The following is an 18,961-nucleotide window of genomic DNA, read 5'->3' on the forward strand; positions in this document are numbered from 1 at the left end:
CTCTATGACGTGACTCAGACAAGTCCCGCCGCAGCCCCCGTCCAGGCCCCGCCCGGACGGCGCCGCCGTGTGCACCGCGCCTGGTTCGTCGCCGCCGTCACCTTCGTCACGATCATCGGCGCCGCCGCCTTCCGTTCCCTGCCCGGCCTGCTCATCGACCCGCTGAACCGGGAGTTCGGCTGGTCGCGCGGCACGATCGGGGCGGCCGTCTCCCTCAACCTCGCGCTCTACGGCCTCACCGCGCCGTTCGCCGCCGCGCTGATGGACCGCTTCGGCATCCGCCGGGTGGTCGCCGCCGCGCTGACCGTGATCGCGGCCGGCTCCGGCCTGACCGTGTGGATGACGGCGGCCTGGCAGCTGTGGCTGTGCTGGGGCCTGCTGGTCGGCCTCGGCAGCGGCTCGATGGCCCTGGCCTTCGCCGCCACGGTCACCAACCGCTGGTTCACCGAGCGGCGCGGCCTGGTCAGCGGCATCCTCACGGCCGCGTCCGCCTCCGGCCAGCTGATCTTCCTGCCGGTGCTGTCCTGGCTGACCGAGCACCACGGCTGGCGCCCGGCCGCCGTGACGGTCGCCCTCGCCGCCCTGGCCGTCGTCCCGTTCGTCTGGCTCCTTCTCCACGACCACCCGGCGGACGTGCGCATGTCCCCGTACGGCGCCCGGGAGTTCGTACCGAAGCCGCCCCCGGTGACGGGCGCCGCCCGCCGCACCCTGAAGGTCCTGACGACCTCCGTCGGCACCGGCACCTTCTGGCTGCTGGCCGGCACCTTCGCGATCTGCGGCGCCTCCACCAACGGTCTGATCCAGACCCACTTCGTGCCCGCCGAGCACGACCACGGCATGCCCGTCACGACGGCGGCCTCGCTGCTCGCGGTCGTCGGGGTGTTCGACGTGGTGGGCACCGTCGCCTCCGGCTGGTTCACCGACCGCTTCGAACCGCGCCGCCTGCTGGCGGTCTACTACGCCCTGCGCGGCATCTCCCTCGTCTTCCTCCCGATGCTGCTGGGTCCGGCGGTCCACCCCCCGATGCTGTTCTTCATCGTCTTCTACGGCCTGGACTGGGTGGCGACCGTCCCGCCGACCCTGGCCCTGTGCCGGGAGCAGTACGGCGAGGACAGCGCCATCGTCTTCGGCTGGGTGCTCGCCTCCCACCAGGTCGGCGCGGCCCTCGTCGCCTATCTCGGCGGCCTCGCCCGGGACGTCTTCGGCTCCTACGACCTCGTCTGGTACGCCTCCGGCACGCTGTGCGCGGCGGCGGCCCTGATGTCCCTGGTGATCCGCCGCCCCCAGCCCGTGCTCGCGCCGGCGATACCCTGAACCCAGGTTTCCGGAAGGGGAAGTTGATGACACTCGGCATGGTCCTCGGCGACGCGTTCCTCGTGCCCGCCCACGTAGGAACACCTTCCCGAGGAGCATGCCGTGTCCCTGGTCCGCTGGACCGAGAACGCCCCCCTGTCCGCCCGCTGGCACTCTGAGAGCGGATTCCCGCCGCCCCGCCGGCTGATCGTCGCCGACGACCGCGTCCGCGCCGCCACCGCCCATCGCCTGATGGCCGAGGGCACCGCCCTGCTCTGGCGGGGCGACTACCACGGCGCCCGCCGGCTGCTGTCCGCACTGTCCCGCCGCATCGACCGCAAGGCGCCCGGGCCGGCCCCGTCGGCGGCCGAGACGTTCCACCGCGGGCGCCGCTTCCGAGCCCACCGCGCCCGCCTACTGAGCCGCCTCCTGGTCCTCCTCGAACCGGACCACACCCTCGCCCTGCGCCGCGCCCCGGACGTCCGCCGCGCCTGCGCCGACGCCTACGGCCCACCGGTCGGCCCGACCCTCGTCCCGCTCCGGGAACTCCTGGGCGCCATCGGTGCCGATCAGTGGCGCGAGAGGGGCGTGCCCGTACCGGCCCTGGCCGACGCCCGCATCCACCCGCACTACGGCGTCTTCGCTCCCGTACGCGGCGAGTACGTCGACCTGGTCGCCGAGGCGCCGCTGCCCGCGGTCCACGACGGACCGGGGCACGGCACCGCCTTCGACCTCGGCACCGGCACCGGTGTGCTGGCGGCCGTGCTGGTGCGGCGCGGCATGCGGCGTGTCACCGCGACCGACCTCAGTCCCCGGGCCCGCGCCTGCGCCAGGGACAACCTCGGCCGCCTCGGCCTCGCGGACCGGGTCACGGTCACCGGCCCGGAGCTGTACCCGCCCGGCCGGGCCGCGCTGGTCGTCTGCAACCCGCCCTGGCTCCCGGGCCGCCCCGCCTCCACGCTCGACCAGGGCGTGTACGACCCCGGCGGCGCCATGCTGCACGCCTTCCTGGCGGGCCTGCCCGCGCACCTGGAACCCGGCGGCGAGGGCTGGCTGATCCTGTCCGACCTGGCCGAACACCTGGGCCTGCGCACCCGCGCCGAGCTGCTCGAAGCGATCGAGAGGACGGGCCTGAAGGTGCTGGCCCGTATGGACACCCGCCCCCGCCACCCGCGCGCGACCGACCCGGGCGACCCCCTGCACGCGGCACGTGCGGCCGAGGTGACGTCGCTGTGGCGGCTGGCCGTGCGCTGACCCGAGGTGGGCGCGGGTGCGCGGATCACAGTTATCCGTGCACGCCCGAGGTGTGGTCGCGGATCTCGGTGGCGTGGCGCGCGGCCCGCGCGATGTCACCGGACTGCTTGCAGGCGACGAGCTGCCGCCAGTTCGCGGCGCACACCTCACAACCGGTGGCCGGTACGCAGTCCAACAGCCAGACGTCGTACCCACTGGGCACCTGCGCCGAGCGCTTCTGCTCCGCCTTGGCCATGGCTGTCACCGTCTCTCCCGGAGTTGGTGTGGCTTCGGGAGATGACCGTAGGTGGGCGGAGGGAACCAAGGAGCAGAATATTCTTCGTTATTCTCGCGCGGTCACTCTGGATGCATGGACATTCACTCAGAGACACCGAGATGCTGGGCGCACAACAACGACGAGACCCAGGAGGTCGTCGTACATGGCGCGCAGGTTGCGGTTCAACGGGACGGGCAGCGGTGAGGACGGATGTCCATCCGTACATGAGGACTTGGACAGTGGGGAGGTGGTCGTACACGGTCCTCCTCTCACCGACCCGGCGGACATCGCACAACTTCAGCACCGTTCGGAGGGGGAGGTCGCCGTGGTGGTGCCACGGGACCTTCTTGTGGACTGGGCCCCGAAGGAGCGGACGAGGAAGGTGCGGACGATCGGGCTGGACGAGTTCAGCGGTCTGTTCAACAAGTTCGAGCACACCGCATGGCGTCTGGAGACACGGCAGCGGTACGCGAGTGACGAAGCGACCGACACCTACCGTCAGTTCGTGGAGACCGGCCAAGTCAACTGGACGTTCGACCATCCGTACTGCAAGACGATCAGTGAGCAGACCGCCCTGGGCAAGCGCGTCGAGCGCGTGCGCATCGTGGACCAACCGCCCACCACGGGCCAGCTCTATCTCCTCGACAACGCCAAGCGGAACAGCGGCATGGGTGAGGACATCCGCAACCTGTGGCGTACCGACGCGGAAGGACTCAGGCTCCCTGCCGAGGACTTCTGGCTGTTCGACAGCCGCCTCATCGCGCTCCTGAGGTTCGATGACGACGATCAGCTCACGCACGTCGACCTGATCACCGAACCCGCAGAGGTGGTGCGTTGCTGCATGGTGCGGGATGCTGCTTGGCATCACGCCGTACCGTGGAAGCAGTTCACGGCGGAGATGCACAGCGACGCGTAGGAGCAAGAGCGGGTACCGGTGAGCACGGACTACCAGAGGGCGCGTGCGGAACTGGGCCGCAGGCTCAGGGAACTGCGTGTCGAGAGCTCCGATGGCCGTCTCACCGGTACGGAACTGGCCCAACGGCTCGGGTGGCCGCAGTCGAAGGTCAGCAAGCTGGAGAACGGCAGGCAGACACCCACGGACGACGACCTCCGGGCGTGGGTCGAGGCCGTGGGGCAGCCTGCGGCCTTCACCGAACTGCGCGCCCGTCTGAATGGCTTCGAGAGCCATATTCGCTCCTGGCGGCGCCGGTTGGCGGCAGGGCACGCACCGGTGCAAGAGGAGTGGAACACTCTCGTCGGGGAGTCCCGGACCTTGCACACGTGGGACAACTTCGCCGTCAACGGCATGCTTCAGACCGCTGACTACGCCCGGAACCTGTTTGAGCGCTACGCGGAGTTCCGACGCTCCCCACGGGACGCGGAGGACGCGGTGCGAGCCCGCATGAAGCGGCAGGAATGGCTGTACCAGCCTGGCAGGCAGTTGAGGACGCTCATGTGGGAGGGTGCGCTGCGGGCCCAGGTGTGTCCGCCGGAGGTGCTGGCAGCTCAACTGGACCGGTTGCTGGGAGTGGTGGGGATGGACACCGTCCGTCTCGGGATCGTGCCCTGGGACGCCGCGCTGCGTCTGCCGCCGGCGAACGGGTTCTGGATCCTGGACGGCCGGCTGGTCACCGTGGAGGACTGGCATGCGGCACTCTGGCTGGACGACGCCGAAACGATCGCTCTCTACCGCCGCGTCTGGGACACCTTCGCGGAGTCAGCCGTCTTCGGCGCGGACGCCCAGCAGGTGATCGCCCGTGTCCGCCGGAGCATCAGGGTCTGAGGGCAGGGGCGCGTTGATCCTCACGCCTGGGGATCAAGCCGGGCGAACCGCCCCCGGTGGAAGAGCAGCGGGTCGCTCGGTTCCTCCGTGGTGCCTAGGGCGTCCACCCGGCCCACGACGATCAGGTGGTCGCCCCCGGTGTGCACGGCGTGGACGGTGCAGTCGATCCAGGCGGCGGCACCGGTCAGGCGCGGGGAGCCGGAGGCGGGCGCCGGGTCGTACCCCACCCCGGCGAACTTGTCCGCGCCGCTCACCGCGAAGGTGCGGCACAGTCCGGCCTGGCGGGCGCCGAGGACGTTGACGCAGAAGACGCCCGCGCGGGCGATGCGCGGCCAGGTGGTGGACGTACGGCCGACCATGAAGCAGACCAGGGGCGGTTCGAGGGAGAGGGAGGCGAAGGACTGGCAGGCGAAGCCGGCGGGCGGCCCCGAGGGGTCCGCCGCCGGTGCCGTGATCACGGTTACCCCGCTCGCGAAGCTGCCCAGCACCCGCCGGAACTCGGCCGGCTCCACCGGTGCCCGCTCGTCCTCCCGCACGCACCGCAACTCCGGGCGTGGCAACGGCCGAACGGGCCTCGGCCCCAGATAGCGGACGGCGGCGGCCGCCGCCCCTGCGTGTCCCATCACGCACCCATTGAAGCTGACGGAACGTCAGATGGGAAGTGCGGTGAAGGGCTCCGTACAGGCACTTCGTAGGGTGCGGGCATGGGGTGGGAGAAAGTGCGCGAGGGGTTCCGGGCCACCCGGTCCGTGCGGAGCGACCTGGCCGCCGCGATCCCGGTGAACGCGGCACAGCTGCCGGCGGCCGGGTTGCTGTGGTGGATCCGGAGCGCGAGCCAGGACCGGTACGGCACCGGTTACGACGGTGCCTTCGGGATCTTCTGTCTGCTGGTCTTCGCACCGCTGCTGCTGCCGTTGCTGGGCCTGGTCGTCTCCGTCGTGCTGACGCTGCCCGCGAGCGTGGTCGCCCGGCCGGTGCTCCGGTGGTTCGGCGGGCCGGAGTGGGCCTCCCGCACGGTCGCCGCAGCGGCCACGGCCGTCGTCTGGGCCGCAGTGACGACGGCACTCTTCCGCTGGCCGTTCGCCACCACGGCCTCGGTCCTCATGGCCCTCGGCCTGCTGCCCGCGCTCGGCATCGCCTACGTCCGCACGCGCGCCTGGTCGCGGTGGGGGCTGTGGTGGCGGTCGGCACTCGCCTGTGCCGGCCTCTTCGCCCTGGTGTTCGGCGCCGGGCTCGCGGCCTCCGCGGCCGGCGTGATCCAGTAGTACGAGCCGCCCGAGCCGACCCCGTGCGGCTCAGTGGAGTCCGGCGCGGCGAGAACGGCGTCGGGCTGCGTCGCGCGCCCGGAAGCCGGGTCGAGGCCCGCCGACTCCCACCGGCCCCCCGCGCAACGACCGGACGGCCCCGCACCACCAGAACTGCGTGATCCGCGCGGGCCCCGGCCCGAGGACCTCCTCCGGCTGTTTGTCCTCCTGGGCGACCGGCGACCCCGATGACGGCAGCTCGCGCCCCCTGGACCGCACCGAGGACGGATCCTCACCGCCCCTGGAACTCCGCCCCCCGCCGTTCCACGAAGGCCCGCAGTCCCTCCCGGGCGTCCTCGGTCGTCATGTTGAGCTCCTGGGCCCAGGCCTCCGCCGCGAAGGCGGTGGCGCGGTCCGACTCCAGGGAGGTGTTCACCAGGTGCTTGGTCAGGGCCAGGGCACGGGTGGGGCCGGAGGCCAGGCGCGCAGCCCACGCGCGGGCTGTCTTCTCCAGGTCGGCGTCGGGGACGACCCGGTTGACCAGGCCCAGGCGTGCCGCGTCCGCCGCGGGCACCGCGTCGCCGAGGAACATCAGCTCCTTCGTCCGGTGGGGGCCCAGCAGGCGGGGGAGCAGGTAGGCGCCGCCGGCGTCCGGTACCAGGCCCCGGCGTACGAACACCTCGATGAAGCGGGCCGACTCGGCGGCCAGGACCAGGTCGCACGCGAACGCCAGGTGTGCGCCGAGGCCCGCCGCCGTGCCGTTCACGGCGGCGATCACCGGTTTCTCGCAGTCCAGGACGGCCGCGACCAGGCGTTGCGCGCCCAGGCGCAGGACGCGGGCCACGTCGCCCGGCAGCCGGTCGCCGCCCCCCGCGCCGCCCCGCAGGTCCGCGCCCGCGCAGAAACCGCGGCCCGTGCCGGTCAGCACCACCGCCCGGACGTCCGGGTCGGCCGACGCCTTGGCGAGCACGTCGATCAACCGGTCCCGCAGCTGCGGGGTCAGGGCGTTGAGGGCGTCGGGGCGGTTCAACGCCACGTACGCCACCTGGCCGACGCGCTCGGTCTCCAGCTCGCTCATCGGCACACCACCAGCGCGTCCAGTGCCACCGCGCCCTGCCCCCGGGGCAGCACCATCAGCGGGTTGACGTCCAACTCCGCCAGGTGCTCGCCGAGTTCCAGGGCCATGCGCTGCACCCGCAGGATCACCTCCACCAGTGCGTCCCGGTCGGCCGGCGGGCGACCCCGGACACCGTCCAGCAGGGCCCGGCCGCGCAGTTCGGCGAGCATGGCGCGGGCCTGGTCCTCGCCGAACGGGGGGACGCGGACGGCGGTGTCGTGCAGGACCTCCACCAGCACCCCGCCCAGTCCGGCCGTCACGGTCGGGCCGAACAGGTCGTCGTGGGTCACCCCGACGACCATCTCCACGCCCTGCTCGACCATCTGGCACACCAGGACCCCGTCGAGCGAGACGCCCTCGTAGCGGGCGATGTCGGTCAGCTCGCGGTAGGCGTCCCGGACCTGGCTGGCGGACGTCAACCCGATCTTCACGAGGCCCAGTTCGGTCTTGTGGGCGATCTGGGCGCCGGACGCCTTCATCACCACCGGGTACCCGACCTGGGCCGCGGCGCGTACGGCCGCGGCCGCGCTGGTCACCAGCTGCTCGCGCGGCACCCGGATGCCGTAGGCGCGCAGCAGTTGTTTGGCCGCGTGTTCGCTCAGCTGCTGGCCCGGGCGCATCAGCGCCTCCGCCTTGCGGTACGACGGCGAGGGGGTGCGCGGGGCCTCGTCGAAGGGGGAGCGGTAGTCGCTGACGAAGGCGTGGTGGTCCAGCCAGGCGCGGACGGCGGTCAGGCAGTTGCCCACCGTGCGGAAGGTCGCCACGCGGGAGGAGCCGAGCAGGACCTCGCGGTACGCCGCCTCCGTGCCGACCGGCGAACCCCACACCACGCACACCAGCTTGTCCGTCTCCTCCGCCGCCTCGACCAGGTCCGTCACGAGCCTGTCGCTCAGCGGCGGGAACGGTCCGGTGACCGGGCAGATCAGTGCCCCGATCGACGGGTCGGCGAGGAGCGCGTCGATGATCTTCCGGCCGCGGTGGTCGCCGACCGGGTGCCCGCCGTTGTCCACCGGGTTGGCCACGCTCAGGTACTCCGGTATCCACTGGTGCAGCTCGGCCTGCTTGGCCTCGGACAGTCGGGGGAGCCGCAGCCCGGCCGCCGCGGCCAGGTCGGCGGCGTGGGCGCCGGTGCCGCCGGAGATCGAGTACACCGCGACCCCGTCCGCCAGCGGGGCCCGGGCCCGCGCCAGCAGGGTCGCGGTGTCCTGGAGTTCGTCGAGGCCGTCGACCCGTACGACCCCGAACTGGCGCATCGCCGCGTCCACCACGTCGTCCGCGCCCGTGAGCTTGCCGGTGTGCGAGGCGGCGGTGCGCGCGCCGGTTTCCGTGCGGCCGACCTTCACCGCGACCACCGGCACCCGGCGGCGGGCGGCGCGGTCGGCGGCCAGCAGGAAGGCACGGCCGTCCTTCAGGCCCTCCACGTAACAGGCGATGGCGCCGACCTCGGGCTGCTCGGCGAACCAGGAGACGAAGTCGGCGGTCTCCAGGTCGGCCTCGTTGCCGGTGGGCGCCCAGTGGGACAGCCGGATGCCCAGCTCCTGCAGGGCGAAGACGGGGCGGCCCTGGTGTCCGGACTGGGTGATGAGCGCGATCGCCGGGCCGGTCAGGTCGTCGCGGAAGCGCTCGAAGGCGTTGAGGTTGGTGTTGGGGCCGAGCAGACGCAGACCCGAGCGGCGTACGGCGTCCGTGAGCCGCCGCTGCGCCTCGGCGCCCGCCTCGCCGGTCTCGGCGAACCCGGAGGCGAAGGCGACCGCGAACCGCACCTTGGCCTCGGCCAGTTCCCCGATCACCGGCAGCGGGTCGGCCACCAGCAGCACCGCCAGGTCGACACGGTCGGGCAGCTCGGCGACGGAGGCGGCGCAGGGGATGCCGAAGACGGACGGGCGGGTCGGATGCACCGGAAACACGCGCGCGCCGACGCGTTCGGCCCAGGCCAGCAGCTGCCGGGTGATCCCGGTGTTCGGCCGCCCCTGTGCGTCCGAGGCGCCGATCACGGCGACCGACTCGGGCCGGAAGAAGCGGGTCAGGTCGGGTACGTCCGCGTACAGGGGGCGTCCGCTGACGTCGAGGTCACAGGCCCGGTCGTGGACGGCGGGGCCGGGCCGCTGCTCGCCGCAGGCGATGACCCGGGCCCGGCGGGAGTCGGTGGTGAGGGTGCCGTGGGTTGATCCAAGCATCGGTCCGCCCCGCTCCTGTGAGACAGCAAAGTAAACTGACGCTCTGTCAGATTACTGAACTGACGCAATGTCAGGAACGGGTCGGACCCGCAAAGTTACCGCCGGGTGGGGTCACCGTCCGGCGCGCAGCTGCCCGGCCACCGCCTTCGCGATCTTCCCGGCGTCGAGCGCCATCTCCCGGAACATTCCGCTGATCGGGTTGGTGTAACCGGTGAAGTACAGACCCGGCGCCTGCGCGGGCGTACGGCCGCCCTGCACGACCGGCTTGCCGCGCCCGTCCAGCACGCCGAGATGCCCGACCAGGCCCTCCAGCGCCCGCGTGTACCCGGTCGCCGCGATCACGGCGTCCGGCTCGATCCGGCTGCCGTCGGCGAGGACGACCTTTCCGGGGTTCCCGCCCTCGAAGGACTCGACGGCGGCCACGACCTCCACCTTCCCCCGGCGCACGGCGTCGATCAGGCCGACGTCCTGCACCGGGACGGCGCCCTCCTTCACCCTGCTGTACATCCCGGTGTCCGGGCGGGGCAGGCCATGGGCCGACAGGTCCGGTACGCCGAGCCGGGCCGCCGACCTGGCGAGCCGGTCCACCAGCCGTACCGGCAGCCGCCGTACCAGCACGCCCGAGTACTGAGCGGGCCAGCCGAGCGTCGTACGGCGCACGATGTGCGGGACCGTGCGCACGGCCAGCCGCACCCGAGCGGCCCCGCCCTCGACCAGGTCCACGGCGATCTCGGCGCCGGTGTTGCCGACGCCGACGACCAGGACGTCCCGGCCGGCGTACGGCTCGGCGTTGCGGTAGGCGCCGGCGTGCAGGAACTGACCGCCGTACTCCGCGAGGCCCGGCCAGTCGGGGATGCGCGGGGTGTGGTTGTAGCCGGTGGCGACGACCACCGCGCTGCCGGTCAGCTCACGTCCGCCGGAGGCGTGCAGCAGCCAGCCGGTGCCGTCCCCGGTCCGCTCGACGCGGAAGACCTCCACACCGGTGACGATCTCCAGCCCGTGGTGCTCGGTGTACTTCTCCAGGTAGCGCACCACGTTGTCGCGGGACACCCAGCGCCCGAACTTCCGGGGGATCTTCAGGCCGGGCAGCGCAGACAGCCGTCGGGTGGTGTGCAGGCGCAGGCGGTCGTAGTGGCCGCGCCAGGAGGCGCCCACCCGGTCGGCCTTCTCCAGGACCACGGCCCGTATGCCCCGGGCCCGCAGCGCGTGGGCGGCGGCCAGGCCGCCCGGACCGGCGCCTATCACGTAGACCGGGCGGTCGGCGGGTGTGGCGGAGAGCGGAACGGAAGCGGAACGGGAGTCGGCCATGCTCGGAGCGTAATCACCCACCTCGTTGATGGGTCTCGGTCAAGACCGGAATTGGTTGCGGATTGATCACGGGTGTAGGAGAAGTGGGTGGGGCCGGTGACGTAGGACATCTGGTTGTGGCCGTACGGCGATCGCCCCCGTCCCTCACGGGTGGGCATCACGACGGATCTGACGTACCGTCAGATGTCATGGACTCGATATGGCTCGACGGCGCTCAGTGGCTGGCGGTGCTGCGGATCGGCCTCGGTCTGTGGTGGCTGGAGAGCTGGCGGCACAAGGACAAGAAGGCCTGGTTCGAGCGCGGCAGCGGTATCGCCTGGGCGGCGGACGTGGCGGCGGAGCACCGCTGGGCGGCGGTGCGGACCGGCTTCGAGACGGTGGTGAAACCGCATCCGAAGCTGATGGCGTACGTCGTCGCGTACGCCGAACTCTCCCTCGGGCTCGGCCTGGTCCTCGGCTTCCTGACCCCGGTGGCCCTGATCGGCGGCCTGCTGCTGAACGCGGTCTACTTCGCGCTGATGATCCACGACTGGGCCGAGCAGGGCCAGAACTCGATGATGGCGCTGATCTCCCTCGTCGGCTTCTTCGGCATGTCGTGGCAGGCGTGGTCGCTGGACGCGTGGCTGGGCTGGTTCCGGTGAGTGCGGTGCGCCACGACCTTCCCGAGCCCGACGCCTTCACCCGCCCCTACTGGGAGGCGGCCGGGCGGGGCCGGCTGCTGATCCGCCGCTGCGGGGCCTGCGGCCGGGCCCACCACTACCCCCGCGAGTTCTGCCCGCACTGCTGGAGCGAGGAGGTGACCTGGGAGGAGGCGAGCGGCCGGGCCGCGCTCTACACCTGGTCCACGGTCCACCGCAACGACCTGCCGCCCTTCGGCGACCGGACGCCGTACGTGGCCGCGGTGGTCGACCTGGCGGAGGGCCCGCGGATGATGACGCAGGTGGTCGACTGTGCCGGGGAGGACCTGCGGGCCGGGCTGCCGCTGCGTGCGACGTTCGTGGAGGGCAGGCCGGTGTTCCGCCCGGAGGACTGAGCTCCTGGGGAAAACCGGTGTCCTGCCCGGGAGGTTCGCGCCGATCATGGGCGGTATGCGCCCCGACAACTGGTGTCTCACCGAAGACCTGGACGAGTTCCTCGCCCGCGCCGGCGACTTCCTGCGTTCCCGTCCCGCCCTGCACACGGTCCCGCTGACGGTGGTGGACGCGCTGCGCCGCCGCGGCCTGCACCTCTACGGCGAACAGGCCCCCCTCTTCGGCCTGCTGGCGGCGGACGACGGCACGGTACGGGCCGCCCTGCTGCACACCCCGCCCTTCCCCGTCCACGTCACCGCGCTCACCCCGCAGGAGGCCGACGCCCTGGCCGTGCGGTACGCGGAGCTGGGCCGCCCGCTCCCCGGAGTCTCCGGGCCGCAGGAGACGGCGGAGGCCTTCGCGGCGGCCTGGCAGCGGCGCACCGGCGCGGCGGTCGCCGTCGACAAGCGGCAACGGCTGTACCGGCTGGGCGAGTTGACCGCACCGGAGCCCCGGCCGCGGGGGCGGGCACGGATCGCCGGGCCGGCCGACCGGGACCTGCTGATCCGCTGGTTCCAGGAGTTCGAGGAGATCACCGGCGGCGTCGGCCAGAACGCGGGCAACTGGGCCGACGCCCGCATCTCCTACGGCGGCGTCACCTTCTGGGAAACCCCCGACGGCGCCCCGCTCGCCATGGCCGGAGCCACCCCCCGAACGGCCGGCCAGGTCCGGATCGCCCCCGTCTACACCCCCGCGGACCTGCGCGGCCGCGGCTACGCGGGCGCGGCCACGGCCGAGGTGAGCCGGGCCGCGCGGCAGGCGGGCGCGACGGAGGTCCTCCTCTTCACCGACCTCGCCAACCCGACGAGCAACGGCCTGTACCAGCGCATCGGGTACCGGCCGGTGGCGGACTTCACGGTGTGGCGGTTCGGGGGTGCGGAGGGATGAGGCGGGGGAGGCGTACGTCGGCCGGCAGCGGCGGCCTTGAGACGACCGGCGGGGGGACACGACGGTGATCCTGGTGACCGGCGCGAGCGGAAGGGTCGGACGGGCCCTCCTCGCATGCCTGCGGGCCGAGGGGGCGGCCGTGCGGGCGGCGTACCGCGACCCGCGGACCACGGCCCGGGTGAGCGAGGCGGGCGGCCGGGCGGTGACGCTCGATCTGGCCAGGCCGGACACGCTCGGACCGGCACTCGACGGCATCGGGACCGTGTTCCTGCTCGGCGCGACGAGCCCCGCCCAGACCACGCACGAACTCAACATGGTCGAAGCCGCCCGTGCGGTGGGTGCCCGGGTGGTCAAGCTGTCGGTCTGGCGGGCCGACGAGGAGCTCTCACCGATCGCCCGGCTGCACCGGCCCGTCGAACGGTCACTGGCCGTCTCCGGACTGCCCTGGACCGTCCTGCGGCCCAACTTCTATCTGCAGAACTTCCTGAGCCAGCCGTCCATCCGCGAGGCCGGGGAGTTCTCCCTGCCGCTGATCACCGCGCCCATCAGCTTCGTCGACACCGGCGACATCGCCCGGGTCGCCGCGCGGGTTCTCACCACCGAGGGCCATGACGGCCGCGTCTACGACCTCACCGGACCGCGGGCGCTGACCTACGCCGAGGCCGCGGAGGAGTTCTCCGGCGTCCTCGGCAGGCCGGTGCGCTACGTCGGTCTGTCCGACGACCGGGCGCGCGCGGTCCTGCTCGGCCGTGGCATACCGGAGTTCCACGCCGACGCCGTGATCGGCGTCGCCCGCGCCTACCGCGACGGCGGCGCCGGGACCGTCACGTCGACCGTCGCCGATCTCACCGGCACCGCGGCCCTCGGCTTCGCCGAGTTCGTACGCCGGAACCGCCACGTCTTCGCATGACGACGGTCCGTCCGGCGGGCGCGTCGTCGGCGGGGGGCCTCACGGCCACAGCAGTGTCCTGCTCCAGCCGAACTCCGTGCTGCGGTACTCCAGGCGTACATGGCGCCGGTCGGGGTCGCCCTGGAAGAACTCCACCGTCTCGGGGTGCAGCCGGTACAGCGTCCAGGTCGGGGACGCCTCGGCCGGGTTCTGGCGGGCCCGCTCCCAGGCCGTCTCCGACGCCCGCCGCAGCTCCTCCAGCGAGGGCAGCTCCTCGCTCTGCCGGCCGGTGAGCGCCGCGGCCAGCGCCCCCGTCGAGCGGGCGTGCAGATCCGCCTGGCTCTCCCGGGCCGGTGCCGCCGTCACCGGCCCGCGCACCCGTACCTGGCGGCCCAGCACCGGCCAGTAGAAGGCCAGCGCCGCGTACGGGTGGGTGCCGAGGGCCCGGCCCTTGCGGCTGGAGCGGTGCGTGGCGAAGGACCAGCCGTCCGCGTCGGCGCCGTGCAGCATCACGATCCGTACGTCCGGATTCCCCTCCCCGTCCACCGTGGCCAGCGACATCGTGTGCGGCTCCGGCTGCCCCGCCGCCACCGCGTCCGCGAACCAGCTCGTGAACAGCGCCAGCGGGGTCGGCGGGGCCGTGTCCGGGTCGAAGGGGCGCAGCTCCGTCGCCTCGGGGGACCACACGCGCAGCGAGCGGAGCAGTGCGTGGAGATCGTGTTGTGCCATGGGGCGAGTATCGCCCGGCGCCCCCTCAGTCCCGGCCCAGCACCACCGTCCCCGACGAGCAGAACCACCCGCCGGTCCCGGAGGCGACCGCGAGCCGCGGCAACGCCCCGTCCGCGGCGCGGACTTGACGCTCCCCGCCCTCGCCGCGCAGCTGGCGTACCGCCTCCACCAGCAGGAACAGCCCACGCATCCCGGGATGCTGGGCGGACAGCCCGCCCCCGTCGGTGTTCACCGGCAGCTCTCCGCCCCGCACCAGCAGCCGGCCCTTCTCCACGAACGCCCCGCCCTCGCCCTTCGCGCAGAAGCCCAGGTCCTCCAGGGTCACCAGGGTCATGTAGGTGAAGGCGTCGTAGATCTCCGCGAAGTCGATCTCGGCGGGGCGCACCCCGGCCCGCTCGAAGGCGAGGCGGCCGCTCACCGCCGCCGGGGACACCGTGAAGTCCGCCCACTCGGACATCGTCGCGTGCGAGACGTGCTCACCGGTGCCGAGGATCCACACCGGTGCCGTACGGCAGTCCCGTACGTACTCCCCGGCCGCCAGCAGGACCGCCGCGCCACCGTCCGAGCGCAGGCAGCAGTGCAGCCTGGTGAAGGGGTCGGCGACCATCGGACCGGCGAGGACGTCGTCGACCGTGACCGGGTCGCGGAACATCGCCTCCGGGTTCAGTGCCGCGTTGGCCCGGGCCTGGACCGCCACCTGGGCCAGCTGCTCGACGGTCGTGCCGTACTCGATCATGTGGCGGCGGGCGGCCATCGCGTACTTGGCGATCAGGGTGTGGCCGTAGGGGGCCTCGAACTGCAGCGGGCCGCGGGCGCCGAAGGAGAGGTCGCCGGTCCTCCTGCCCGCCTTGATGTCCGCCCGTGCCGTCGAGCCGTAGACGAGGAGGACGGCGTTCGCGTGGCCCGCCGCTATCGCGTCCGCCGCGTGCGCCGCCATGACCTCCCAGGTCGAGCCGCCGACCGAGGTGGAGTCCACCCAGGTGGGGCGCAGGCCCAGGTACTCGGCGACCTCCACGGGGGCCAGGGTGCCGAGCCCGGCGGAGGCGAAACCGTCCACCACCTCACGGCCGAGGCCCGCGTCGGCCAGGGCGCGGCGGGCCGCCTGCGCGTGCAGCGTGTAGGGGGTGGCGTCGTCCACGCGTCCGCAGTCGGAGAGCGAGACGCCCACCACGGCGACTTTCCGGCTTCCCGGAGTCATCAGAGCCCACCTTCCCCTGTGCATATCGTTTCCGGACTCCTAATATGACGGCCCGTCAGATGCGGAGGGAAGAGCCATGGACACGCGCCTCACCGCCGAACAGGACGAGATCCGCCGCACCCTGCGCGAGCTGCTGCACAAGCGGTGCGGCCCGGCGGAGCTGCGGACCGCCGTCGACAGCCCGGCCGGCCACGACCCCCTCCTGTGGTCCGCCCTCGCCGACCAGCTCGGGCTGCCGGGGCTCGCGCTGCCCGAGCGGTACGGCGGTGTCGGCTGCTCGGTCACCGAACTGGCCCTCGCCTGCGAGGAGACCGGCCGCCGCATCGCCCCCTCCCCGCTGCTGGCCACCTCCGTCCTGACCGCCCCGCTGGTCCTCGCCCTCGGAACCGGGGCTCAGCGCGCCGAGCTGCTGCCCCGCCTGGCCGCCGGCACCCGCACCGGCGCCCTCGCCGTCCCCGGCCCCGCCCTCACCGCCGCCCTCGCCCTGACCGGCGACAACGGCACCTTCTGCGCCGGCGGCGGGCGGGCCGGCGGGGTCCAGGCCCGGCGCGCCGACGGCGACTGGCGGCTGTACGGGCAGGTCGACCAGGTACTGGACGGGCACAGCGCCGGGCTGCTGCTGGTCGCCGCGCACACCGGGGGGTTCGCCCGGTCCCGGACCCTGCTGTTCCTGGTGGCGGGGGACGCGCCCGGTGTCGTACGGACCCGGCAGACCGCGCTCGACGCCACCCGGCCTCAGGGACGGATCCAACTGAGGGACGTACGGGCCGAGTTGCTCGGCCGGGAGGAGACGGACGTGCTGCCCGCCCTCGCCGCGCTCGGGGACTCGGCCGCGGCCGTGCTCGCCTGCGAGGCCGTCGGGGCGGCCGACCGGGTGCTGGAGCGGACCGTGGAGTACGTCGGACAGCGCGAGCAGTTCGGCCGGCCCGTCGGGTCCTTCCAGGCGGTGAAGCACCGGCTGGCGGATGTGTACGTGGGGGTGCAGGCGGCCCGGTCGGCGGCGTACTACGCCGCCTGGGCGACGGCGCGGGGGGAGAAGGCGGGTGGACCGGCCCTCGCTCAGGCGCTGGAGGCGCTGCGGTGTGCGGCCGCGGAAGGTGTCCAGCTGCACGGCGGGATCGGGTTCACCTGGGAGCACGACGCGCAGCTGTACTTCAAGCGGGCGGCCGGGGACGAGCTGCTGTTCGGTCCGGTCCACCGGCTGCGGGACCGGGCCGCCGAGGTCGCCGGTCTCTTCGCGGACGGCGGGGCGGCCCTGTGATGGCCGGCCTCGGTGTCCGCCTCGTGCAGCGGGTGTCCTCCACCCGCGCCTTCGCGAAGGCCGCCCCGCATGTGGTCCCGGCCCTCGACCGGACCGTGCACCGGCTCACCGGCGGCCGGTTCCTCCTGAGCACCCGGATGCTGCCCGGGGTGATCCTCACCTCCACCGGCGCCCGCAGCGGGTTGCCCCGCAGGACTCCGCTGGCCTGTATGCCGGTCGAGGGCGGCAGGAGCTGGGTCCTGGCCGGTTCCAACTTCGGCCGCACCGGCCACCCGGCTTGGACCCACAATCTCCTGGCCCACCCCGAGGCGTCGATCAGCTGGAAGGGGCGGGACATCCCGGTGACGTCCCGTCTGCTCACGGGGAAGGAGCGAGCGGACGTCTGGCGGGCGCTGCTGACGTTCTGGCCGCCGTACGCGACGTACCAGGCGCGGGTGGACCGGGAGATCAGGGTCTTTCGGCTCACGGTCCGGTAGCCCCCGTCACGGGCACGGGGAACTGCGGGGGCAACCACGTCCGACCCGCGGACGAACGGCGGCGGACCTAGATCGTCGCCAGCCGCTCCACCAGCAGGAACGCCCCGATCCCCAGCATCGCCGCCCCTGACGTACGGGTCACCGCCCGGGCCGCCGCCGGCCGTGCCGCCAGCAGCGCGCGGGACAGGAGGCCGACCGTGAGGTAGACCACCGCGCAGCACGCCATGTGGAGGAGGCCCAGGGCCGCCGTCTGGACCGGGACCGGCAGGTGGGTGCCGCGGAGGGTGAGGAACTGGGGCAGGACGGAGAGGTAGAGCAGCAGCCCCTTGGGGTTCAGCCCGCTGATCGTGGCACCCCTGAGGAAGAGCCTGCCGTCGGCCGGTGAGGTTCCGTCCGCGCCCGGTACCGCCGGCCGGCGCAGGACGCCCCAGCCCAGCCACAGCAGGTATCCGGCGCCCGCCACCGTCAGGGCCGTCAGCAGCTGGGGCGAGCCCGCCACCAGGACCGCGAGGCCCGCCGTCGCCAGGGCCGTGTGCAGGGCATAGCCGCAGACCAGGCCGGCGACCGCGCGCGGCACCGGCCGGCCGCGCAGGGCGGTCGCGATGACGTACGCCCAGTCGGCGCCCGGTACGCACACCAGCAGCAGGTCCACGGCGAGGAAGGAGAAGAGGAGTCCCGAGTCCATGGTGGGGACATTAGGCGGGAATGGCCCGAAAGTGTTCCCGAAGTTTGCCCGTCCTCTCGTACTGTGAGGGAAGATTTGCCTCATGGACGACGTGGACCGGAAAATCCTTGCCGAGCTGCAGCAGGACGGGCGGCTGACCGTGACCGAGCTGGCCGCGCGGGTGCGGCTCAGTGTCTCGCCCTGCCACCGCCGGCTGCGTGAGCTGGAGCGTTCCGGAGCCATCCAGGGCTACCGGGCGGTCGTGGACGCGGGGGCGCTCGGCCTGAACTTCGAGGCGCTGGTGTTCGTGTCCATGCGGCAGGAGGACCGGGACACGGTCGCCGAGTTCGAGCGGGCGGTCGGCGAGCTGGAACACGTGCTGGACGCCCAGCGGCTGTTCGGCGAGCCCGACTATCTGCTCCGGGTCGCCACCGCCGACCTCGCGGCCTTCCAGCGGCTGTACGACGAGCGGCTCGCGACCCTGCCCGGGGTGCAGCGGCTGACCTCGACGCTGGTGATGAAGCACGTCGTGCGGGACCGGCCGCTGCCCGCATAGCAGAGCAGGCGGTGGTTCACCCGCGAGGGCACCGCGGGTGAACCACCGCCTGACAGACAGGACTTGGGAAGCGGAAAAGAGGTACCGGAAACAGGCGGGTCCCTACCTGCTCGGCTTCTTTCCGGTCACGCCCAGGTGGATCAACAGGGCCAGGTTCGGCTTGAGTTCGGCCTGCTTCACCCCCCACGACGAGAAACCCTTCTGGTGCGCCGCCACCGCCGCGAGCATCGCGACCAGCGAACCGGCCACCGCCGCCGGGTTCACGTCCTTGTCGACCCTGCCCTTGGACTGCAGCTCGGCGATGGAGTCGGACAGGGAGTTGTTCACCGAGTTCAGGATCTTCATGCGGATCTTGTAGAACCGTTTGTCCCCTTCGGCCGCGCCGAGGTCGACCACCCGCAGGATCGCGTCGTTCCTGCGCCAGAACTCCAGGAAGCCGTCCACGAGTTCCTGCGCCGTCTGCCATCCCGACTTCCCGGCCCAGGACCGGCCCTCGAGCAGTTCTGTCAATCCGGCGCCCTCGGCCGCCATTTGCTCGGCGATCTCCAGGACGGCGCCTTCGACGTCCGGGAAGTACTGATAGAAGGTCGCGGGCGAAGTACCCGCCTTCCGGGCGACATCGATGACCTTGACGTCCCGGTAGGGGGAGGAGCTGAGCATCTCGCTGAGGCAGTCGAGCAGCTTCTGCCGGGTCGCCTGCCCACGCCGGCCGGCCACGCGGCCGTCGACGGTACGCACTTGTCCTGTCATGCCGTCAGCTTACCGACGGGTGATCGGAGCGCGATTCGGCCGACTGCA

The 18,961-nt window shown here is 72.8% G+C and carries 21 protein-coding genes; 12 read left to right on the forward strand and 9 right to left on the reverse strand.

All coding sequences use genetic code 11. The features are described from left to right. Window positions 1-9 precede the first annotated feature (9 nt). Window positions 10-1,314, forward strand: coding sequence for an MFS transporter (locus ACWC94_RS01310; protein WP_450794270.1), 1,305 nt, complete (start codon window positions 10-12; stop codon window positions 1,312-1,314). 102 nt (window positions 1,315-1,416) lie between these two features. Continuing rightward, entirely contained in the window at window positions 1,417-2,547 is a 1,131-nt protein-coding gene (locus tag ACWC94_RS01315) for a methyltransferase (protein WP_450794271.1), read from the forward strand. Between the two features lie 31 nt (window positions 2,548-2,578). Here the strand turns inward: ACWC94_RS01315 and ACWC94_RS01320 are convergent, their stop codons facing one another. Beyond that, complete coding sequence (locus tag ACWC94_RS01320) at window positions 2,579-2,782, reverse strand: hypothetical protein (protein ID WP_450794272.1); 204 nt, start codon at window positions 2,780-2,782, stop codon at window positions 2,579-2,581. Window positions 2,783-2,966: 184 nt separating this feature from the next. Here ACWC94_RS01320 and ACWC94_RS01325 point away from each other — a divergent pair, with 184 nt between their 5' ends. Beyond that, window positions 2,967-3,719, forward strand: coding sequence for a DUF6879 family protein (locus ACWC94_RS01325; RefSeq protein WP_450794273.1), 753 nt, complete (start codon window positions 2,967-2,969; stop codon window positions 3,717-3,719). Between the two features lie 18 nt (window positions 3,720-3,737). Continuing rightward, window positions 3,738-4,586, forward strand: coding sequence for a helix-turn-helix domain-containing protein (locus tag ACWC94_RS01330; RefSeq protein WP_450794274.1), 849 nt, complete (start codon window positions 3,738-3,740; stop codon window positions 4,584-4,586). A 20-nt stretch (window positions 4,587-4,606) separates the two neighbouring features. On the opposite strand, the gene ACWC94_RS01335 is transcribed toward ACWC94_RS01330, so the two are convergent. Then, the gene (locus ACWC94_RS01335) at window positions 4,607-5,209 is read right to left on the reverse strand and encodes a flavin reductase family protein (RefSeq protein WP_450794596.1); all 603 of its coding nucleotides are present in this window, start codon (window positions 5,207-5,209) and stop codon (window positions 4,607-4,609) included. 81 nt (window positions 5,210-5,290) lie between these two features. On the opposite strand from ACWC94_RS01335, the gene ACWC94_RS01340 reads away from it, so the two are divergent. Next, entirely contained in the window at window positions 5,291-5,851 is a 561-nt protein-coding gene (locus tag ACWC94_RS01340; RefSeq protein WP_450794275.1) for a hypothetical protein, read from the forward strand. A 271-nt stretch (window positions 5,852-6,122) separates the two neighbouring features. On the opposite strand, the gene ACWC94_RS01345 is transcribed toward ACWC94_RS01340, so the two are convergent. The 3 genes from ACWC94_RS01345 to ACWC94_RS01355 all read right to left on the reverse strand — a co-directional run bounded on the left by ACWC94_RS01345 (window position 6,123) and on the right by ACWC94_RS01355 (window position 10,432). Further along, window positions 6,123-6,908: an enoyl-CoA hydratase/isomerase family protein gene (locus ACWC94_RS01345; RefSeq protein ID WP_450794276.1), complete on the reverse strand. Its 786-nt coding sequence runs from the start codon at window positions 6,906-6,908 to the stop codon at window positions 6,123-6,125. Next, window positions 6,905-9,124 carry an acetate--CoA ligase family protein gene (locus ACWC94_RS01350; RefSeq protein WP_450794277.1) on the reverse strand — a complete coding sequence of 740 codons (2,220 nt, stop codon included), beginning with the start codon at window positions 9,122-9,124 and terminating at the stop codon, window positions 6,905-6,907. The genes ACWC94_RS01345 and ACWC94_RS01350 overlap by 4 nt, the downstream gene beginning before the upstream one ends. A gap of 111 nt (window positions 9,125-9,235) precedes the next feature. Further along, on the reverse strand, window positions 9,236-10,432 hold the full coding sequence (locus tag ACWC94_RS01355) for a flavin-containing monooxygenase (protein ID WP_450794278.1): 1,197 nt from the start codon (window positions 10,430-10,432) through the stop codon (window positions 9,236-9,238). A 188-nt stretch (window positions 10,433-10,620) separates the two neighbouring features. On the opposite strand from ACWC94_RS01355, the gene ACWC94_RS01360 reads away from it, so the two are divergent. From ACWC94_RS01360 to ACWC94_RS01375, 4 genes are all read left to right on the forward strand, one after another. Further along, window positions 10,621-11,073 (forward strand): DoxX family membrane protein, encoded by a 453-nt coding sequence (locus ACWC94_RS01360; protein WP_450794279.1) that lies wholly within the window; start codon window positions 10,621-10,623, stop codon window positions 11,071-11,073. Further along, complete coding sequence (locus ACWC94_RS01365) at window positions 11,070-11,465, forward strand: Zn-ribbon domain-containing OB-fold protein (protein ID WP_450794280.1); 396 nt, start codon at window positions 11,070-11,072, stop codon at window positions 11,463-11,465. The genes ACWC94_RS01360 and ACWC94_RS01365 overlap by 4 nt, the downstream gene beginning before the upstream one ends. 55 nt (window positions 11,466-11,520) lie before the next feature. Further along, the gene (locus tag ACWC94_RS01370; protein WP_450794281.1) at window positions 11,521-12,390 is read left to right on the forward strand and encodes a GNAT family N-acetyltransferase; all 870 of its coding nucleotides are present in this window, start codon (window positions 11,521-11,523) and stop codon (window positions 12,388-12,390) included. Between the two features lie 64 nt (window positions 12,391-12,454). Continuing rightward, window positions 12,455-13,300, forward strand: a complete 846-nt coding sequence (locus tag ACWC94_RS01375) for an SDR family oxidoreductase (RefSeq protein ID WP_450794282.1) — start codon at window positions 12,455-12,457, stop codon at window positions 13,298-13,300. A gap of 39 nt (window positions 13,301-13,339) precedes the next feature. On the opposite strand, the gene ACWC94_RS01380 is transcribed toward ACWC94_RS01375, so the two are convergent. Continuing rightward, window positions 13,340-14,008, reverse strand: coding sequence for a pyridoxine/pyridoxamine 5'-phosphate oxidase (locus ACWC94_RS01380; RefSeq protein ID WP_450794283.1), 669 nt, complete (start codon window positions 14,006-14,008; stop codon window positions 13,340-13,342). 25 nt (window positions 14,009-14,033) lie between these two features. Continuing rightward, window positions 14,034-15,206, reverse strand: coding sequence for a thiolase C-terminal domain-containing protein (locus ACWC94_RS01385; RefSeq protein WP_450794284.1), 1,173 nt, complete (start codon window positions 15,204-15,206; stop codon window positions 14,034-14,036). Between the two features lie 76 nt (window positions 15,207-15,282). On the opposite strand from ACWC94_RS01385, the gene ACWC94_RS01390 reads away from it, so the two are divergent. After that, window positions 15,283-16,467, forward strand: a complete 1,185-nt coding sequence (locus ACWC94_RS01390; protein WP_450794286.1) for an acyl-CoA dehydrogenase family protein — start codon at window positions 15,283-15,285, stop codon at window positions 16,465-16,467. Next, entirely contained in the window at window positions 16,467-16,943 is a 477-nt protein-coding gene (locus tag ACWC94_RS01395; protein WP_450794287.1) for a nitroreductase family deazaflavin-dependent oxidoreductase, read from the forward strand. The genes ACWC94_RS01390 and ACWC94_RS01395 overlap by 1 nt, the downstream gene beginning before the upstream one ends. Before the next feature lie 67 nt (window positions 16,944-17,010). Here the strand turns inward: ACWC94_RS01395 and ACWC94_RS01400 are convergent, their stop codons facing one another. Continuing rightward, window positions 17,011-17,628, reverse strand: coding sequence for a LysE family translocator (locus ACWC94_RS01400; RefSeq protein ID WP_450794288.1), 618 nt, complete (start codon window positions 17,626-17,628; stop codon window positions 17,011-17,013). Between the two features lie 82 nt (window positions 17,629-17,710). Here ACWC94_RS01400 and ACWC94_RS01405 point away from each other — a divergent pair, with 82 nt between their 5' ends. Then, entirely contained in the window at window positions 17,711-18,163 is a 453-nt protein-coding gene (locus tag ACWC94_RS01405; RefSeq protein ID WP_351206276.1) for an Lrp/AsnC family transcriptional regulator, read from the forward strand. Between the two features lie 102 nt (window positions 18,164-18,265). Here ACWC94_RS01405 and ACWC94_RS01410 read toward each other — a convergent pair whose 3' ends face one another. Further along, a complete protein-coding gene (locus ACWC94_RS01410; RefSeq protein ID WP_450794597.1) occupies window positions 18,266-18,901 on the reverse strand; it encodes a TetR family transcriptional regulator in 636 nt (211 codons plus the stop codon). Window positions 18,902-18,961: the final 60 nt, after the last annotated feature.

The organism is Streptomyces sp. NPDC001135 (assembly GCF_053598395.1).

Excerpts from the sequence above, each read along its gene's own strand:
- ACWC94_RS01385 (WP_450794284.1), bottom strand. The coding sequence starts at position 15,206 with ATGACTCCGGGAAGCCGGAAAGTCGCCGTGGTGGGCGTCTCGCTCTCC.
- ACWC94_RS01345 (WP_450794276.1), bottom strand. The coding sequence starts at position 6,908 with ATGAGCGAGCTGGAGACCGAGCGCGTCGGCCAGGTGGCGTACGTGGCG.
- ACWC94_RS01395 (WP_450794287.1), top strand. The coding sequence starts at position 16,467 with ATGGCCGGCCTCGGTGTCCGCCTCGTGCAGCGGGTGTCCTCCACCCGC.
- ACWC94_RS01360 (WP_450794279.1), top strand. The coding sequence starts at position 10,621 with ATGGACTCGATATGGCTCGACGGCGCTCAGTGGCTGGCGGTGCTGCGG.
- ACWC94_RS01370 (WP_450794281.1), top strand. The coding sequence starts at position 11,521 with ATGCGCCCCGACAACTGGTGTCTCACCGAAGACCTGGACGAGTTCCTC.
- ACWC94_RS01325 (WP_450794273.1), top strand. The coding sequence starts at position 2,967 with ATGGCGCGCAGGTTGCGGTTCAACGGGACGGGCAGCGGTGAGGACGGA.
- ACWC94_RS01400 (WP_450794288.1), bottom strand. The coding sequence starts at position 17,628 with ATGGACTCGGGACTCCTCTTCTCCTTCCTCGCCGTGGACCTGCTGCTG.
- ACWC94_RS01320 (WP_450794272.1), bottom strand. The coding sequence starts at position 2,782 with ATGGCCAAGGCGGAGCAGAAGCGCTCGGCGCAGGTGCCCAGTGGGTAC.
- ACWC94_RS01340 (WP_450794275.1), top strand. The coding sequence starts at position 5,291 with ATGGGGTGGGAGAAAGTGCGCGAGGGGTTCCGGGCCACCCGGTCCGTG.
- ACWC94_RS01405 (WP_351206276.1), top strand. The coding sequence starts at position 17,711 with ATGGACGACGTGGACCGGAAAATCCTTGCCGAGCTGCAGCAGGACGGG.
- ACWC94_RS01390 (WP_450794286.1), top strand. The coding sequence starts at position 15,283 with ATGGACACGCGCCTCACCGCCGAACAGGACGAGATCCGCCGCACCCTG.
- ACWC94_RS01335 (WP_450794596.1), bottom strand. The coding sequence starts at position 5,209 with ATGGGACACGCAGGGGCGGCGGCCGCCGCCGTCCGCTATCTGGGGCCG.
- ACWC94_RS01355 (WP_450794278.1), bottom strand. The coding sequence starts at position 10,432 with ATGGCCGACTCCCGTTCCGCTTCCGTTCCGCTCTCCGCCACACCCGCC.
- ACWC94_RS01380 (WP_450794283.1), bottom strand. The coding sequence starts at position 14,008 with ATGGCACAACACGATCTCCACGCACTGCTCCGCTCGCTGCGCGTGTGG.
- ACWC94_RS01350 (WP_450794277.1), bottom strand. The coding sequence starts at position 9,124 with ATGCTTGGATCAACCCACGGCACCCTCACCACCGACTCCCGCCGGGCC.